The sequence below is a fragment of the Pseudomonas sp. HS6-2 genome (assembly GCF_049325675.2).
Lineage (GTDB): Bacteria > Pseudomonadota > Gammaproteobacteria > Pseudomonadales > Pseudomonadaceae > Aquipseudomonas > Aquipseudomonas putida_N.
The window spans coordinates 1,323,285-1,339,598 of the sequence record NZ_CM143906.1 but is presented as its reverse complement, the minus strand read 5'-3'; the positions used below and the strand labels follow the sequence as shown (position 1 = coordinate 1,339,598).

Below are 16,314 nucleotides of genomic sequence, written 5' to 3'. Positions count from 1 at the left end.
TTTCGAAATGCTGTAGTATTAGACGTTTCGCAATTGTCTAATAGACGCACAGCTGTAAGGCCTTGAATGTCCAGTCTTTCCGACCATACCCCAATGATGCAGCAGTACTGGAAGCTGAAAAATCAGCACCCGGACCAGCTGATGTTCTACCGCATGGGCGACTTCTACGAAATCTTCTACGAAGATGCGAAGAAAGCCGCGAAACTGCTGGACATCACCCTGACCGCGCGCGGTCAGTCGGCCGGCCAGTCGATCCCCATGTGCGGGATTCCATTCCATTCGCTGGAGGGCTACCTGGCCAAGCTGGTCAAGCTTGGCGAATCGGTGGTGATCTGCGAGCAGATCGGCGACCCGGCCACCAGCAAGGGCCCGGTGGAACGCCAGGTGGTGCGCATCATCACCCCCGGCACGGTCAGTGACGAGGCCCTGCTCGACGAGCGCCGAGACAACCTGATCGCCGCCCTGCTCGGTGACGAACGCCTGTTCGGCTTGGCGGTGCTGGACATCACCAGCGGCAATTTCAGCGTGCAGGAGATCAAAGGCTGGGAAAACCTGCTGGCCGAGCTCGAGCGCCTGAACCCGGTAGAGCTGCTGATCCCCGACGATTGGCCGCGCGACCTGCCCGCCGAGAAACGCCCGGGTGCCCGTCGCCGCGCGCCGTGGGACTTCGACCGCGATTCGGCGCGTAAGGCCCTGTGCCAGCAATTCGCGACCAAGGACCTCAAGGGCTTTGGCTGTGACAAGCTGACCCTGGCAATCGGCGCCGCTGGCTGCCTGCTGACCTACGCCAAGGAAACCCAGCGTACGGCCCTGCCGCACCTGCGCAGCCTGCGCCACGAGCGCCTGGATGACACGGTGATCCTCGACGGCGCCAGCCGCCGTAACCTGGAACTGGACGTCAACCTGGCCGGCGGCCGCGACAACACCCTGCAATCGGTGATCGACCGCTGCCAGACCGCCATGGCCAGCCGCCTGCTGACCCGCTGGCTGAACCGCCCGCTGCGCGACCTCAAGGTGCTACAGGCACGCCAGGACTCGATCCGCTGCCTGCTCGACGGCTACCGCTTCGAAAAGCTGCAGCCGCAGCTCAAGGAAATCGGCGATATCGAGCGGATCCTCGCCCGTATTGGCCTGCGCAATGCCCGCCCGCGTGACCTGGCGCGCCTGCGCGACGCCCTCGGCGCCCTGCCCGAGCTGCAGAACGCCATGAGCGAGCTGGAAGCGCCGCACCTGGCACGCCTGGCCGCCATTACCGGCACCTACCCGGAGCTGGCCAGCCTGCTGGAACGCGCAATCATCGACAACCCGCCAGCGGTCATCCGCGACGGCGGCGTGCTCAAGGCCGGCTACGACAGCGAGCTGGACGAACTGCTGGCGATCAGCGAGAACGCCGGCCAGTTCCTCATCGACCTGGAAACCCGCGAGAAGGCCCGCACGGGCCTGGCCAACCTCAAGGTCGGCTACAACCGTGTGCACGGCTACTTCATCGAGCTGCCGACCAAGCAGGCCGAGCAGGCACCGGGCGACTATATCCGCCGCCAGACCCTCAAGGGCGCCGAGCGTTTCATCACGCCCGAGCTCAAGGCCTTCGAGGACAAGGCGCTGTCGGCCAAGAGCCGCGCCCTGGCGCGCGAGAAGATGCTCTACGACGCGCTGCTGGAAACCCTCATCAGCCACCTGGCCCCCCTGCAGGACAGCGCTGCCGCACTGGCCGAGATCGACGTTCTGAGCAACCTTGCCGAGCGTGCGCTGAACCTCGACCTGAACTGCCCGCGCTTTACCGACGAGCCGTGCCTGCGCATTGAGCAGGGCCGCCACCCGGTGGTCGAGCAGGTGCTGACCACGCCGTTCGTTGCCAACGACCTGGGCCTGGACAACAGCACGCGCATGCTGATCATCACCGGCCCGAACATGGGCGGTAAGTCCACCTACATGCGCCAGACCGCCCTGATCGTGCTGATGGCGCACATCGGCAGCTTCGTCCCGGCCGCCAGCTGCGAGCTGTCGCTGGTCGACCGCATCTTCACCCGCATCGGCTCCAGCGACGACCTGGCCGGCGGGCGTTCGACCTTCATGGTCGAGATGAGCGAAACCGCCAACATCCTGCACAACGCGACCGACCGTAGCCTGGTGCTGATGGACGAAGTCGGCCGCGGCACCAGCACCTTCGACGGCCTGTCGCTGGCCTGGGCCGCCGCCGAGCGCCTGGCCGAGCTGCGTGCCTACACCCTGTTCGCCACCCACTACTTCGAGCTGACCGTGCTGCCGGAGAGTGAACCGCTGGTGGCCAACGTGCACCTGAACGCCACCGAGCACAACGAGCGAATCGTCTTCCTGCATCACGTTCTGCCTGGCCCTGCCAGCCAGAGCTATGGCCTGGCCGTGGCGCAGCTGGCGGGTGTGCCGGCGCCAGTGATCCTGCGCGCACGCGAGCACCTGGGCCGGCTGGAAACCACCAGCCTGCCCCATGAGGCACCGGTGACCAAGAAGGCCAAGGACGAGCCGCAAGTCCCACACCAGAGCGACCTTTTCGCCAGCCTGCCACACCCGGCCATCGAGAAGCTGGGCAAGCTGGACTTGGATGACATGACCCCGCGTCAAGCTATCGAAATGCTATATCAACTAAAGAACCTGTTATAACGGCGCCCACTACAAGCTGGTAGAATCCGCCGCGGTTTGCTGGTGCTGCAGGTTATTAGCCTGGCCTGCAGCCACATGCCTGTAAACCGCGCGGCCCTGAGAGGAAGGGCCGCCGCCGTCGCCTGAGGAGAGAACTAGAAATGACCTTCGTCGTCACCGACAACTGCATCAAATGCAAATACACCGACTGCGTGGAAGTCTGTCCGGTGGACTGCTTCTACGAAGGCCCGAACTTCCTGGTGATTCACCCGGACGAGTGCATCGACTGTGCACTGTGCGAGCCTGAGTGCCCAGCCCAGGCGATCTTCTCGGAAGACGAGATCCCTGCCGGCATGGAAAACTTCATCGAGCTCAACGCCGAGCTGGCGGAAATCTGGCCGAACATCACCGAGCGCAAGGATGCCCTGCCCGACGCTGAAGAGTGGGACGGCAAGACCGGCAAGATCGCCGATCTGGAGCGCTAAGCGCCCGAACACAAAAAAGGCCCGCAACGGGCCTTTTTTCATTTTCTGCGGGCAAAAAAAAGGGGCGGTTTGACCCGCCCACATTTTTTCCGTAGTCCCTGCTTGTCCCAAACATCATCCTGATGAAATCGCTTCTTGCGATGTCCCTGGCCTTCTCCCTGAAAGCCTGTGCATGTCCGTGTGCACAGTTCGAATACTAGCGAGTTCCCTGAGGCAGGCAACTGCGAGATCTCTCAGGATGTTACTGGGGACACATTTCCACATAACCAAAAAACGTATTAATTTCAGTAAGTTAAGAAAAAGCGGGATCAAAAAACGACTTTGATTTACTGGTAGTTACACAGATGGCTTACATAAAGAGTAAGCAAAGGCTTACACGCCGTGCATCAGGGGTAGCGCCGTACACATTCCTCGGCTTCAGAATTACGCCAGTCATTGCCGGCCTCTTCGCGGGACAAGCCCGCTCCTACAGGTAATTGCGATCTCCCGTAGACGCGGGCTTGCCCCGAAAACAAAAACGCCCCGAGGTCATCGGGGCGCTTCAGATACCGTTAAGCCAGGCTTACTGGAACAGCGACTCGCTGGAAAGCCCGTTCTTCTCGAGGATCTCGCGCAGGCGCTTAAGCCCTTCCACCTGGATCTGCCGCACACGTTCGCGGGTCAGGCCGATCTCCAGGCCAACATCTTCCAGGGTGCTGCTCTCATGCCCACGCAGGCCGAAGCGGCGAACCACAACCTCACGCTGCTTGTCGGTCAGCTCACCCAGCCACTGATCAATGCTCTGCGACAGATCATCGTCCTGCAGCAATTCGCACGGATCGGTCGGGCGGTCATCGGTCAGGGTGTCGAGCAGGGTCTTGTCCGAGTCCGGGCCAAGCGACACGTCAACGGAAGACACACGCTCGTTCAGGCCCAGCATGCGCTTGACCTCGGCGACCGGTTTCTCCAGCAGGGTGGCGATTTCTTCAGGCGACGGCTCGTGGTCGAGCTTCTGGGTCAGTTCCCGCGCGGCGCGCAGGTAAACGTTGAGCTCCTTGACCACGTGGATCGGCAAGCGAATGGTGCGGGTCTGGTTCATGATCGCCCGCTCGATGGTCTGGCGGATCCACCAGGTCGCGTAGGTCGAGAAGCGGAAACCGCGCTCCGGGTCGAACTTCTCCACCGCGCGGATCAACCCCAGGTTGCCCTCCTCGATCAGGTCGAGCAGCGACAGGCCACGGTTGACGTAACGACGGGCAATTTTCACAACCAGGCGCAGGTTGCTTTCGATCATGCGCTTGCGGCCGGCAGGGTCACCCTTTTGCGACAGGCGCGCAAAGTGCACTTCCTCTTCCGGCGAAAGCAGAGGCGAGAATCCGATCTCGTTGAGATACAGCTGGGTGGCATCGAGCGCCCGGCTGTAATCGATGTACTTGTGTTGCTTGAGCGAAGAGCCCGACTTCGCTCTGGTCCGAACCGACGGTACAGCAGGTTCGTCTGACACCACATCCGTTTCCAAAACGATACCCGTCTCCATGAGGAGGACGTCATCGTCGATGTCAAACTCCGGCGCTTCTTTACTGAGAGCCATTGTTATAGTCCTTTGCTGAGTTCGAACTCAGACTCTTGCGGCGCCTGTCTCCCTGGCAACGCAGGAGCCCGTCCCCTCTACATCCAAGGAACAGGCCGGGGTACAACAATCAACGGCGTGGCAGGAACTGGAGCGGATCGACGGGTTTACCTTGGCGGCGAATCTCGAAATGCAGCTTCACCCGATCTGTGCCCGTAGACCCCATTTCAGCAATCGACTGCCCTGCCTTGACCTGCTGCCCCTCCCGAACCAACAGCCTGCGGTTGTGACCGTAGGCACTGACGTAGGTGTCGCTGTGCTTGATGATGATCAGTTCGCCGTAGCCCCGCAAGCCACTCCCGGCGTAGACCACCGCACCATCAGACGCAGCAAAAACAGGCTGTCCCAAATCACCGGCGATATCAATGCCTTTATTCAAACTACCGTTTGAAGCAAATTTTCCAATGAGCACGCCATTGGCCGGCCACGTCCAGTTCCCCACCGCACGCTCTGCGGCGGGCACCGTGGTAACCGCCGGGGCAGGCGTGGCGGGCGTTGTTGGCGTCGTTTTTCCGCCGTTTTCAGCGGGGGTGATAGGTGTTCCGGCAGGGCGACGAATGACCGTTGTCCGGCTCGATGAGGACGGGCTGGAGACCACGGTACTGCTGCCGGTGGAGCCACTGCTGAAACGGATGGCCTGGCCCGGGCGGATGGTGTACGGGGCGGCAATGCCGTTGCGCGCTGCCAGCTCCTTGTAGTCCCAACCATAGCGGAATGCGATGGAGAACAGCGTATCGCCAGGCTTGACGACGTACTGCCCCGAAGTCACTGCCGGGCGCTTGGGCGCAGTAGTGTTTCGATCGACCACGCGCGCACCGCTGGAGCTCGTGCTGGAGCAACCTGTCAGCAAGGTGCCCATGGCCAGTGCAATCAGCAGAAGCTTGAAAGCCGACCGATCCTTGCGCTGCCGAATGACTGTGTGCCCCACCCGCGCTCCCCTCATGGTGCCGAAAATCAATAAGACGATAAGAAATGCAATATTGTTGCAATTATAACCAAGCCAAGCGGCAATGGCAGGGCCCAGGTCCCGCCAGATAGACAGGGCCGCGCCGCAAGAATTCGTTGCTGCTGTAAATATTCCTGGCGGCTCAGGCCAGCGGACCGTTGAGCAGCGGCACGAAACGCACCGCGCCCAGTACGCGACGGGAGAAGCCGTCCTCTTCGCGCACGATCAGCATCAGCTGCTGCACCTCGCCGGCCGGGCCTACCGGAATCACCATGCGCCCCCCCGGCGCCAGTTGGTCGAGCAGCGCCTGCGGCACTTCCGGTGCCACTGCGGTGACGATGATGCCATTGTAGGGCGCCAGCGCCTGCCAGCCATCACAGCCATCGCCCCAGCGAAATACCACGTTGCGCAGGTTGAGCTCGACCAGGCGCTCCTTGGCCCGATCCTGCAGCACCTTGATCCGCTCCACCGAGAACACCCGCTCGACCAGCTGGGCCAGGATGGCGGTCTGGTAGCCTGAGCCGGTGCCGATCTCCAGTACCTTGTCCAACGGCCCCGCCTCCAGCAGCAGCTCACTCATGTGCGCCACCATGAACGGTTGGGAGATGGTCTGGTTGTGCCCGATCGGCAGCGCCGTATCTTCGTAGGCCCGGTGCGCCAGCGCCTCATCGACGAACAGGTGGCGCGGGGTACGGCGAATCACGTCAAGCACCTTGGTGTTCGACACGCCTTCCTCGCAGAGGCGCTGGATCAGCCGCTCGCGCGTTCGCTGCGAGGTCATGCCGATACCGCCACGGCGCTGCAGATCATCCTGTTCACGCATCAGAGCAGGCCCTCCAGCCAGCCGTCGAGCTGTTCGAAGGCATCGTTGAACGTACGGTCCAGCTGCAACGGGGTAATCGATACGTAGCCTTGCATGACGGCATGGAAATCGGTCCCCGGCCCGCCATCCTCGGCATCGCCGGCCACGGCGATCCAGTAGCCTTCCTTGCCACGCGGGTTGACTACCTTGGTCGGCGCCGCCGCCCGCGCCCGATGACCGAGGCGGGTCAGCTGGATGCCCCGGATGTGCTCCAGCGGCAGATTGGGGATGTTGACGTTGAGCACGGTGCGCGGCGGCAGTTGCAGGCGCGGCAGTGCCTCGACCAGGCGCCGGGCGATGTGGGCGGCTGTCGGCAGGTTGTCGGGCAGGCGCGACAACAGCGAGAACGCAAGCGAGGTGCCGCCCAGGAAGCGGCCCTCCAGTGCGGCGGCCACCGTGCCGGAATAGATCACGTCATCGCCCAGGTTGGCCCCTAGGTTGATGCCCGAAACCACCAGGTCGACCGGTTCCGGCAACAGTCCATTGAGCCCCAGGTGCACGCAGTCGGTCGGCGTGCCGTTGAGGCTGATGAAGCCGTTGGCCAGGGTCTGCGGGTGCAGCGGCCGGTCCAGCGTCAGCGAACTGCCGGCGCCGCTCTTGTCTTGATCCGGGGCGATCACCACGCACTCGGCATAATCCGCCAGCGCACCGTGAAGCGCGGCGAGGCCAGGTGCCGTAACACCGTCGTCATTCGAAATCAGAATACGCATGGGCTGTCCGTCTGCCCTGCCGGCACCAGATCGACGAGTTCGCGCACCACCACGGTGGCGAAGCATCCGGCCGGAAGGACGAATTCCAGTTGCAGGATATCAGGCTCAGGATAATGCCACGTCAAGCCGCCAATAGGGAGCCGCAGGATGCGCCGTTCGTGACTCATGCCCGCATACGCGAGCCATTGGCAAAGTGCCAAGTGCTGCTCGCCGATCGCGGTCTCCAACTCGGAGGTCGCGCCAGCTGCGGGCGAAGGGCCTTCTCCCCACATCGGGCCGGTGGGATGCAAATCCAGAATTCCCAGGCGAGGATCAGAACATTCCTGCTCGCCCGCTGGAAAGAAACTACGGCTGTCAGTGAACGCCAACAAATCCCCGACCTGGGCGCGCTGCCAGCTGCCATCGGCGACACGCGCCGCCAGCACCTGGTTGAACACGTAGCTGCGCGCCGCCGAAAGCAAGCGCGAACGCACGTTGCGCTGCTCCGGCAGGGCCTTGCGCGATGCCCAGTCCTGGGCATCGTGGACGTTGCCACCGCCGTGCCCGAAACGCTGGCTGCCGAAGTAGTTCGGCACGCCCTGTTGCTTGAGCTGTTCCAGGCGGGAATCGAGGGCCTGGCGGTCAGCTGCCAGGGCGGTCAGGCGCAGGGTGAAGCCATTTGCCGAATGGGCACCACGCTGCAGTTTGCGCTGGTGGCGCACCTGCTTGAGCACGCGCAGGGTTTCGTCTTCAGCACGCGACAGGTCAGGGTCGGCCTTTCCCGGCAGGTGCAGGCTGAACCACTGGCGGGTCAGGGCCTGGCGATCTTTGAGGCCGGCATAGCTGATGGCACGCGCCGGTACGCCGGCGGCTCGGGCCAGGCGACGAGCGGCTTCTTCGGTGTTGAGGTCGCGCTTCTCGACCCACAGCCACAGGTGCTCGCCCTGGCCGGACAGTGGAATGTCCAGCACCTCGTCGACCTGAAAGTCTTCCGCCACGGCCTTGAGCACAGCGCTGCCCAACGATTCGCCCGACGCGCGCGGGCCCAGCAGGTCCAGTTCGGTCATGCTGGCAGCAACAGGGCAACCGAATGCACGGCAATGCCCTCCTCGCGACCGCAGAAGCCCAGTTTCTCGGTGGTGGTGGCCTTGACGTTGACCTGGTCGAGTTCGACCTGCAGGTCTTCGGCGATCAACTGGCGCATGGTTTCGATATGTGGGGCCATTTTCGGTGCCTGGGCGACAATGGTGGCGTCTACGTTGCCAACTTTCCAGCCCTTGGCCTTGACGATAGCGACCACATGACGCAGCAGTACGCGGCTGTCGGCGCCCTTGAACTGCGGGTCGGTGTCAGGGAAGTGCTTGCCGATGTCGCCCAGTGCTGCGGCGCCGAGCAAGGCATCGCTCAGGGCGTGCAGCAGCACGTCACCGTCGGAATGGGCCAGGAGGCCGTATTTGTGGGGGATACGCACCCCACCCAGGGTAATGAAATCACCGTCGCAGAAACGGTGCACATCGTAGCCGTGGCCAATACGCATAGAAAAACGCCCTGATTGAGTCAGGGCGTGATTCTACCTGCTTTGCAGGAGGTTGGGCGGCTTTTGGACCAGGCTGTTACAGCCGTCCCAGTGCCATCGCGTGATGGCGCAGGTGCTCATCGATGAAGCTGGCGATGAAGTAGTAGCTGTGGTCATAGCCAGGCTGCAGGCGCAGGGTCAGCGCATGCCCCCCTTTGCGTGCGGCCTGCTCCAGCGCTTCAGGCTTGAGCTGCTTCTCGAGGAAGTCATCCCGGTCACCCTGGTCCACCAGCAACGGCGGGCACTCGCCTGCAGGCGTTTCCGCCAGCAGCACACTGGCATCCCAATCACGCCAGCGCGCACGGTCTTCACCCAGGTAGCGGCTGAAGGCCTTCTCGCCCCAAGGGCAATCCATCGGGTTGCTGATCGGCGAGAACGCCGACACGGAGCGATAGCGCCCCGGGTTGCGCAAGGCGCACACCAGCGCGCCATGGCCCCCCATGGAGTGGCCGCTGATGCTGCGCTGGTCGGAGGCCGGGAAGTGCGCCTCGATGAGTGCCGGCAGCTCCCGCACCACATAATCGTGCATGCGGTAATGCTGCGCCCAGGGCTGCTGGGTGGCGTTGAGGTAGAACCCGGCGCCGAGGCCGAAGTCCCAGGCGCCGTCAGGGTCGCCCGGTACCTGTTCGCCCCGCGGGCTGGTGTCGGGGGCGACGATGATCAGCCCGAGCTCGGCGGCCAGGCGCTGGGCGCCGGCCTTCTGCATGAAGTTCTCATCGGTGCAGGTGAGGCCGCTGAGCCAATACAGCACCGGCAGTTTTTCACCCTGCTCGGCCTGCGGTGGCAAGTAGACAGCGAACACCATGTCGCAGCCCAGCACCTTGGAGTGATGCCGGTAACGCTTGTGCCAGCCGCCGAAGCTCTTCTGGCAGGAGATGTTATCCAGGCTCATGGCTGACCTCAGAAGTGGATCACGCTACGGATGCTCTTGCCTTCGTGCATCAGGTCGAAGGCCTTGTTGATGTCTTCCAGGCCCATGGTGTGGGTGATGAAGGTATCCAGCGGGATCTCGCCCTTCTCGGCCATGTCCACGTAGCTTGGCAGCTCGCTGCGGCCGCGTACGCCACCGAATGCCGAACCACGCCAGACGCGGCCGGTCACCAGCTGGAATGGACGGGTGGCGATTTCCTGGCCGGCACCGGCGACACCGATGATCACCGATTCGCCCCAGCCCTTGTGGCAGCATTCCAGGGCCGCGCGCATCAGTTGCACGTTGCCGATGCACTCGAACGAGAAGTCCACGCCACCGTCAGTGAGGTCGACGATCACTTCCTGGATCGGGCGGTCGTAGTCTTTCGGGTTGATGCAGTCGGTGGCACCCAGCTGGCGGGCGATCTCGAACTTGGCCGGGTTGATGTCGATGGCAATGATGCGCGAGGCCTTGGCCTTGACCGCACCGATCACGGCCGACAGGCCGATGCCGCCGAGGCCGAAGATGGCCACGGTGTCACCTGGCTTGACCTTGGCGGTGTTGAGCACCGCGCCAATGCCGGTGGTGACGCCGCAACCGAGCAGGCAGACCTTCTCCAGCGGTGCTTCCTTCTGGATCTTGGCCACGGAGATTTCCGGCAGCACGGTGTACTCGGAGAAGGTCGAGGTGCCCATGTAGTGGAACAGCTGCTGGCCCTTGTACGAGAAGCGCGTGGTGCCGTCCGGCATCAGGCCCTTGCCCTGGGTGGCACGGATGGCCTGGCATAGGTTGGTCTTGCCCGAGAGGCAGAACTTGCACTTGCCGCATTCCGGGGTGTACAGCGGGATCACGTGATCGCCCACCGCCACCGAGGTCACGCCCTCGCCGATCGCTTCGACGATCGCGCCGCCTTCATGGCCGAGGATCGACGGGAAGATGCCTTCCGGGTCGGCACCGGACAGGGTATAGGCGTCGGTGTGGCAGACACCGCTGGCGACCACGCGCAGCAGCACTTCGCCGGCCTTGGGCATGGCCACGTCGACTTCGACGATTTCCAGGGGTTTCTTGGCCTCGAAGGCAACGGCAGCACGGGACTTGATCATCACAGGGTCTCCAGACAGTGGATCGGTTCAGTCCCGCAGTGTAATCCAAGCGCTTTTGATGAATAATCCAGGCAAAGCCAAAACATTATTGCCACACAGGGATAATCCATGAGCAGCCGCTGGGAAGGCATCGACGAATTCGTCGCCGTGGCCGAGTCTGGCCAGTTCACGGCGGCAGCCGAGCGCCTGGGCGTGTCGTCGTCGCACATCAGCCGACAGATCGCCCGCCTGGAAGAACGCCTGCAGACCCGCTTGCTGTACCGCAGTACCCGCCGGGTGGCCTTGAGTGAAGCCGGGCAAACCTTTTTGCAGCATTGCCAACGCCTGCAGGACGGCCGCGAGGAAGCGCTACGCGCCATGGGCGACCTGGCCAGCGAACCCAAGGGCCTGCTGCGCATGACCTGTGCGGTTGCCTATGGCGAACGCTTCATCGTGCCGCTGGTGACACGTTTCATGGCGCTGTATCCGCAACTGCGGGTGGAAGTGGAACTGAGCAACCGCACCCTGGACTTGCTGCACGAAGGCATGGACCTGGCGATCCGCCTGGGCCGCTTGGCCGACTCGCGGCTGGTGGCCACCCGCCTTGCGCCGCGGCGGATGTACCTGTGCGCTTCGCCGGCGTACCTGGAGCGCTATGGGCGGCCGCACAGCCTGTCGGAACTGGCCCGGCACAATTGCCTGATCGGCAGTTCGGACCTTTGGGCTTTGCAGCTGGATGGCCGCGAAATCAGCCAGCGGGTGCAGGGCAACTGGCGCTGCAACAGTGGCCAGGCGGTGCTGGATGCGGCGCTGCTGGGGATGGGGTTGTGCCAGTTGCCGGACTATTACGTGCTTGAGCACTTGAACAGCGGCGCACTAGTGCCCTTGCTCGAAGGGCATCAGCCACCGAATACGGCGGTGTGGGCGCTGTATCCGCAGCAGCGGCATCTGTCGCCGAAGGTCAGGCGGCTGGTGGATTATCTGAAGGAAGGGTTGGCTGGGTTGCCCGAGTATCGGCACAGCTGATGTGCTGGCTTGCCCCGCGAAGAGGCCGGTACAGGTATACGACGATCAGCGCCGCCCAGCCCAGCGCTGTCGCAACCACTCCAGGTCTTCCGGCCGGGTGACCTTGATGTTGTCGCTACGCCCTTCGATCAGTCGTGGCGACTGACCCGACCATTCAATGGCCGACGCCTCATCGGTCACCACCACATCGGAAACCAGGCTCTCGGCCAGGGCCCGATGCAGCGCACCGAGGCGGAACATCTGCGGCGTATAAGCCTGCCAGATGGCGCTGCGGTCGACCGTTGCGGCCACCCGCCCGTTGGCATCGGCGCGCTTGAGGGTGTCGCGTGCTGGCACCGCCAGCAGCCCGCCTACCGGGTCATCAGCCAGTTCCGAGAGCAACTTGTCCAGGTCGCTGCGCGCCAAATTCGGCCGCGCCGCATCGTGCACCAGCACCCAGTCGTTGTCCGACGCCCCTTTGGCATGCAACAGCAGCAAGGCATTGAGCACCGAGTCGGCACGTTCGTCACCACCCGGCGCGCGCTGAATGCGCGGGTCGCTGGCGCAACGCAGGCCTGGCCAGTAAGGGTCGTCTTCGGCAATGCTGACCACCACGCCCTTTAGCGAGGGGTGGCCAAGAAAACAGTCGAGGCTGTGCTCGAGGATGGTCTGCCCGGCCAGCTCCAGGTATTGCTTGGGGCGGTCTGCAGCCATGCGGGCGCCGACGCCCGCAGCAGGAATCACGGCCCAGAAGGCCGGTAGTGTTTCAATCATTTTTGCGGCAGCTGGAAGAGGGTTTCGCCCTCTTTGACCATTCCCAGTTCATGACGAGCCCGTTCTTCGACGGTCTCCATACCTTTCTTCAACTCCAGCACCTCAGCATCGAGCACGCGGTTACGCTCCAGCAGCCGTTCGTTCTCGGCATGCTGTTCGTCGATCTGCTGCTTGAGCTCGGCCACTTGCGCCAGGCTGCCGTTACCCACCCAAAGGCGGTACTGCAGGCCACCGAGCAGCAGGAGCAGGACAAGGAACAACCAATAGGGACTGCGCATCAAGGTATCCAGGTTAAAGACCGCCGCACACGGGCGTCATATAGCACGAAGCCTGGCCGAGGCCAGGCTTCGTCGACAGAAACCCGCATGAAGCGTCAGAAATTTCAGAGCGAAACTTCCGACAGCCTCGGCTGCTGTCTTTTTACCATCTCTTGCTTAGCCGCGAAACTCGGCACGACCACGGTAAACCGCTTTCGCGCCCAGTTGCTCTTCGATACGCAGCAGCTGGTTGTACTTCGAAACGCGATCGGAGCGGCACAGCGAGCCAGTCTTGATCTGGCCAGCAGCGGTACCCACGGCCAGGTCGGCAATGGTCGAGTCTTCGGTTTCACCGGAACGGTGAGAGATCACTGCAGTGTATCCGGCAGCCTTGGCCATCTGGATGGCTTCCAGGGTTTCGGTCAGCGAGCCGATCTGGTTGAACTTGATCAGGATCGAGTTACCGATGCCCTTCTCGATGCCTTCCTTGAGGATCTTGGTGTTGGTCACGAACAGGTCGTCACCGACCAGCTGTACCTTGGCACCGATCTTGTCGGTCAGGATCTTCCAGCCAGCCCAGTCGGACTCGTCCAGGCCGTCTTCGATCGAGATGATCGGGAAGCGCTCGGTCAGGCCTTTCAGGTACTCGGCGAAGCCTTCGGCGTCGAACGACTTGCCTTCACCGGACAGGTTGTACTTGCCGTCTTCGTAGAATTCGGAAGCTGCGCAGTCAAGGGCCAGGGTCACGTCGGTGCCCAGCTTGTAGCCGGCTTTCTCGACGGCTTCGGCGATGGCAGCCAGTGCGTCTTCGTTGGAAGCCAGGTTAGGGGCGAAACCACCCTCGTCACCTACGGCGGTGTTCAGGCCACGGGCCTTCAGCACGGCTTTGAGGTGATGGAAGATTTCGGTGCCCATGCGCAGGCCGTCGGAGAAGGTCTTGGCGCCAACCGGCTGAACCATGAACTCTTGAATGTCGACGTTGTTGTCGGCGTGTTCGCCACCGTTGATGATGTTCATCATCGGAACCGGCATCGAGTACTGGCCCGGGGTGCCGTTCAGGTTGGCGATGTGCGCGTACAGCGGCAGGTCCTGATCCTGTGCAGCGGCCTTGGCGGCAGCCAGGGACACGGCCAGGATGGCGTTGGCGCCCAGCTTGGCCTTGTTCTCGGTACCGTCCAGTTCGATCATGGCGCGGTCCAGGGCCTTCTGGTCGGAAGGATCCTTGCCCAGCAGCAGGTCACGGATCGGGCCGTTGATGTTGGCGACGGCTTTCAGCACGCCCTTGCCCAGGTAACGGCTCTTGTCGCCATCACGCAGCTCCAGCGCTTCGCGCGAGCCGGTGGAAGCACCGGACGGCGCGCAAGCGCTGCCGATGATGCCGTTGTCGAGCAGTACATCGGCTTCCACGGTGGGGTTGCCACGCGAATCGAGAACTTCACGACCTTTGATGTCGACGATTTTTGCCATTGTTGTAAGCACTCCAGAATTGACGAAAACAACGCAACTTTAGGGAATTCTTGCCTTGCACCAGGCGGGGACGCAGCAGGCAGGCCTGGCAGAAGCGACCCCTGACCGAACGGTCAGGGGTAGATCGGGGCGTACTTTACCCGAGAAATGAGCCTTGCGCGGCTTTAACCGTCGGAAAACTCATCAAAGACCTGAAAAAATCAGGCCTTGTTCTTCTGGGCCAGGGCCGCCTTGACGAAGCCGCTGAACAGCGGGTGACCGTCACGCGGGGTGGAGGTGAACTCCGGGTGGAACTGGCAGGCAACGAACCATGGGTGATCCTTGGCCTCGACCACTTCGACCAATGCGCCGTCTTCGGAACGACCGGAAACCACCAGGCCGCCATCGACCAGTTGTGGCAGCAGGTTGTTGTTGACCTCGTAACGGTGACGGTGACGCTCGGTGATGATGTCCTTGCCGTAGCAGTCGTGCACCTTGGAACCGGCCGCCAGTTGGCAGTCCTGAGCGCCCAGGCGCATGGTGCCGCCCAGGTCGGAGGCTTCGGTACGGGTCTCGACGGCACCGGTGGCATCGGCCCACTCGGTGATCAGGCCGACCACCGGGTGGCCGCTGTTGCGGTCGAACTCGGTGGAGTTGGCGTCTTTCCAGCCCATCACGTTACGGGCGAACTCGATCACGGCCACCTGCATGCCCAGGCAGATGCCCAGGTAGGGGACCTTGTTCTCACGGGCGTACTGCACCGCGGTGATCTTGCCTTCCACGCCGCGCAGGCCGAAACCGCCCGGTACCAGGATGGCGTCTGCGCCTTCCAGCAGGCTGGTGCCCTGGTTCTCGATGTCTTCGGAATCGATGTAGCGCAGGTTGACCTTGGTGCGGTTGGTGATGCCGGCGTGGCTCATCGCTTCGATCAGCGACTTGTACGCATCCAGCAGCTCCATGTACTTGCCGACCATGGCGATGGTGACTTCCTGCTCAGGGTTGAGCTTGGCATCAACTACCTTGTCCCACTCGGACAGGTCGGCGCTGTTGCACTGCAGGCCGAAGCGCTCGACGACGAAGTCGTCCAGGCCCTGGGCGTGCAATACACCTGGGATCTTGTAGATGGTGTCGACGTCTTCCAGCGAAATCACCGCACGCTCTTCGACGTTGGTGAACAGCGCGATCTTGCGGCGCGACGAGGCGTCGACCGGGTGGTCGGAACGGCAGATCAGTACGTCAGGCTGCAGGCCGATGGAGCGCAGTTCCTTGACCGAGTGCTGGGTTGGCTTGGTCTTGGTCTCGCCGGCGGTGGCGATGTACGGGACCAGGGTCAGGTGCATCAGCATGGCGCGCTTGGAGCCCACTTCGACACGCAGCTGACGGATCGCCTCGAGGAACGGCTGCGACTCGATGTCACCCACGGTACCGCCGATTTCCACCAGGGCCACGTCGGCATCGCCGGCGCCCTTGATGATGCGACGCTTGATCTCGTCGGTGATGTGCGGGATGACCTGGATGGTCGCGCCCAGGTAGTCACCACGGCGTTCTTTACGCAGCACGTGCTCGTAGATACGGCCGGTGGTGAAGTTGTTGTTCTGGGTCATGGTCGTGCGGATGAACCGCTCGTAGTGGCCCAGGTCGAGGTCGGTCTCGGCGCCATCGTGGGTGACGAACACTTCACCATGCTGGAACGGGCTCATGGTGCCCGGATCGACGTTGATGTACGGATCCAGCTTGAGCATGGTGACCTTCAGGCCCCGCGCTTCCAGGATGGCCGCCAGGGAAGCCGAGGCAATGCCTTTCCCCAATGAAGAAACAACACCGCCCGTGACGAATATGTAGCGCGTCATGAAAAACCCTAGAAGTCTGCGTTAAGGCGGCCAGCGCCGCCGGAGAAAGCGAAGGAAGGCCGAAGCCCCCGATCACCTGCGTCAATCACAGTGCATCTCGAAAAACTGCCGCGTCTGTACAGACCAGGGTATCCCCGGCATGGAGCTCGCTCGTCATTTCCAGAATCAGCCCAGCAAAAAACTGCTTGGTAATCGGCAACTGCT

The 16,314-nt window shown here is 62.7% G+C and carries 15 protein-coding genes; 3 read left to right on the top strand and 12 right to left on the bottom strand.

Going from position 1 to position 16,314, the window contains the following annotated elements; genetic code table 11:
* Positions 1 to 66: 66 nt before the first annotated feature.
* Both mutS and fdxA read left to right on the top strand, forming a co-directional pair.
* On the top strand, positions 67 to 2,640 hold the full coding sequence (gene mutS, locus ACOKS3_RS06145; RefSeq protein WP_422763476.1) for a DNA mismatch repair protein MutS: 2,574 nt from the start codon (positions 67 to 69) through the stop codon (positions 2,638 to 2,640).
* Between the two features lie 140 nt (positions 2,641 to 2,780).
* Positions 2,781 to 3,104, top strand: coding sequence for a ferredoxin FdxA (gene fdxA, locus ACOKS3_RS06140; RefSeq protein WP_051097441.1), 324 nt, complete (start codon positions 2,781 to 2,783; stop codon positions 3,102 to 3,104).
* A gap of 562 nt (positions 3,105 to 3,666) precedes the next feature.
* Here the strand turns inward: fdxA and rpoS are convergent.
* From rpoS to ACOKS3_RS06100, 8 genes are all read right to left on the bottom strand, one after another.
* The gene (gene rpoS / locus ACOKS3_RS06135) at positions 3,667 to 4,674 is read right to left on the bottom strand and encodes an RNA polymerase sigma factor RpoS (RefSeq protein ID WP_016392283.1); all 1,008 of its coding nucleotides are present in this window, start codon (positions 4,672 to 4,674) and stop codon (positions 3,667 to 3,669) included.
* Between the two features lie 109 nt (positions 4,675 to 4,783).
* Positions 4,784 to 5,641, bottom strand: a complete 858-nt coding sequence (locus tag ACOKS3_RS06130) for a peptidoglycan DD-metalloendopeptidase family protein (RefSeq protein ID WP_103446220.1) — start codon at positions 5,639 to 5,641, stop codon at positions 4,784 to 4,786.
* 160 nt (positions 5,642 to 5,801) lie between these two features.
* The gene (locus ACOKS3_RS06125; RefSeq protein ID WP_181004448.1) at positions 5,802 to 6,440 is read right to left on the bottom strand and encodes a protein-L-isoaspartate(D-aspartate) O-methyltransferase; all 639 of its coding nucleotides are present in this window, start codon (positions 6,438 to 6,440) and stop codon (positions 5,802 to 5,804) included.
* Between the two features lie 41 nt (positions 6,441 to 6,481).
* Positions 6,482 to 7,231 carry a 5'/3'-nucleotidase SurE gene (gene surE, locus ACOKS3_RS06120; protein WP_060510080.1) on the bottom strand — a complete coding sequence of 250 codons (750 nt, stop codon included), beginning with the start codon at positions 7,229 to 7,231 and terminating at the stop codon, positions 6,482 to 6,484.
* Positions 7,219 to 8,277 carry a tRNA pseudouridine(13) synthase TruD gene (gene truD, locus ACOKS3_RS06115; protein ID WP_103445316.1) on the bottom strand — a complete coding sequence of 353 codons (1,059 nt, stop codon included), beginning with the start codon at positions 8,275 to 8,277 and terminating at the stop codon, positions 7,219 to 7,221. The genes surE and truD overlap by 13 nt, the downstream gene beginning before the upstream one ends.
* Positions 8,274 to 8,747 carry a 2-C-methyl-D-erythritol 2,4-cyclodiphosphate synthase gene (gene ispF / locus ACOKS3_RS06110; protein ID WP_103445317.1) on the bottom strand — a complete coding sequence of 158 codons (474 nt, stop codon included), beginning with the start codon at positions 8,745 to 8,747 and terminating at the stop codon, positions 8,274 to 8,276. Before ispF ends, truD begins: the two co-directional genes overlap by 4 nt.
* Before the next feature lie 76 nt (positions 8,748 to 8,823).
* Positions 8,824 to 9,678: an S-formylglutathione hydrolase gene (fghA, locus tag ACOKS3_RS06105; RefSeq protein WP_103445318.1), complete on the bottom strand. Its 855-nt coding sequence runs from the start codon at positions 9,676 to 9,678 to the stop codon at positions 8,824 to 8,826.
* 8 nt (positions 9,679 to 9,686) lie between these two features.
* The gene (locus ACOKS3_RS06100; RefSeq protein ID WP_103445319.1) at positions 9,687 to 10,799 is read right to left on the bottom strand and encodes an S-(hydroxymethyl)glutathione dehydrogenase/class III alcohol dehydrogenase; all 1,113 of its coding nucleotides are present in this window, start codon (positions 10,797 to 10,799) and stop codon (positions 9,687 to 9,689) included.
* 108 nt (positions 10,800 to 10,907) lie between these two features.
* Between ACOKS3_RS06100 and ACOKS3_RS06095 the strand changes: the two genes are divergently transcribed.
* Entirely contained in the window at positions 10,908 to 11,804 is an 897-nt protein-coding gene (locus ACOKS3_RS06095; RefSeq protein WP_103445320.1) for a LysR substrate-binding domain-containing protein, read from the top strand.
* Positions 11,805 to 11,849: 45 nt separating this feature from the next.
* On the opposite strand, the gene ispD is transcribed toward ACOKS3_RS06095, so the two are convergent.
* From ispD to ACOKS3_RS06075, 4 genes are all read right to left on the bottom strand, one after another.
* Complete coding sequence (gene ispD / locus ACOKS3_RS06090) at positions 11,850 to 12,557, bottom strand: 2-C-methyl-D-erythritol 4-phosphate cytidylyltransferase (RefSeq protein WP_103445321.1); 708 nt, start codon at positions 12,555 to 12,557, stop codon at positions 11,850 to 11,852.
* A complete protein-coding gene (gene ftsB / locus ACOKS3_RS06085; RefSeq protein WP_023534037.1) occupies positions 12,554 to 12,835 on the bottom strand; it encodes a cell division protein FtsB in 282 nt (93 codons plus the stop codon). Before ftsB ends, ispD begins: the two co-directional genes overlap by 4 nt.
* Positions 12,836 to 12,991: 156 nt before the next feature.
* Positions 12,992 to 14,281: a phosphopyruvate hydratase gene (eno, locus tag ACOKS3_RS06080; RefSeq protein WP_054885360.1), complete on the bottom strand. Its 1,290-nt coding sequence runs from the start codon at positions 14,279 to 14,281 to the stop codon at positions 12,992 to 12,994.
* A gap of 200 nt (positions 14,282 to 14,481) precedes the next feature.
* Complete coding sequence (locus ACOKS3_RS06075) at positions 14,482 to 16,110, bottom strand: CTP synthase (RefSeq protein ID WP_079229451.1); 1,629 nt, start codon at positions 16,108 to 16,110, stop codon at positions 14,482 to 14,484.
* Positions 16,111 to 16,314: the final 204 nt, after the last annotated feature.

Bases quoted from the DNA above. Each gene is read 5' to 3' on its own strand.
- mutS (WP_422763476.1), top strand. From the start codon at position 67: ATGTCCAGTCTTTCCGACCATACCCCAATGATGCAGCAGTACTGGAAG.
- fdxA (WP_051097441.1), top strand. From the start codon at position 2,781: ATGACCTTCGTCGTCACCGACAACTGCATCAAATGCAAATACACCGAC.
- rpoS (WP_016392283.1), bottom strand. From the start codon at position 4,674: ATGGCTCTCAGTAAAGAAGCGCCGGAGTTTGACATCGACGATGACGTC.
- ACOKS3_RS06125 (WP_181004448.1), bottom strand. From the start codon at position 6,440: ATGACCTCGCAGCGAACGCGCGAGCGGCTGATCCAGCGCCTCTGCGAG.
- surE (WP_060510080.1), bottom strand. From the start codon at position 7,231: ATGCGTATTCTGATTTCGAATGACGACGGTGTTACGGCACCTGGCCTC.
- truD (WP_103445316.1), bottom strand. From the start codon at position 8,277: ATGACCGAACTGGACCTGCTGGGCCCGCGCGCGTCGGGCGAATCGTTG.
- ispF (WP_103445317.1), bottom strand. From the start codon at position 8,747: ATGCGTATTGGCCACGGCTACGATGTGCACCGTTTCTGCGACGGTGAT.
- fghA (WP_103445318.1), bottom strand. From the start codon at position 9,678: ATGAGCCTGGATAACATCTCCTGCCAGAAGAGCTTCGGCGGCTGGCAC.
- ACOKS3_RS06100 (WP_103445319.1), bottom strand. From the start codon at position 10,799: ATGATCAAGTCCCGTGCTGCCGTTGCCTTCGAGGCCAAGAAACCCCTG.
- ACOKS3_RS06095 (WP_103445320.1), top strand. From the start codon at position 10,908: ATGAGCAGCCGCTGGGAAGGCATCGACGAATTCGTCGCCGTGGCCGAG.
- ispD (WP_103445321.1), bottom strand. From the start codon at position 12,557: ATGATTGAAACACTACCGGCCTTCTGGGCCGTGATTCCTGCTGCGGGC.
- ftsB (WP_023534037.1), bottom strand. From the start codon at position 12,835: ATGCGCAGTCCCTATTGGTTGTTCCTTGTCCTGCTCCTGCTGCTCGGT.
- eno (WP_054885360.1), bottom strand. From the start codon at position 14,281: ATGGCAAAAATCGTCGACATCAAAGGTCGTGAAGTTCTCGATTCGCGT.
- ACOKS3_RS06075 (WP_079229451.1), bottom strand. From the start codon at position 16,110: ATGACGCGCTACATATTCGTCACGGGCGGTGTTGTTTCTTCATTGGGG.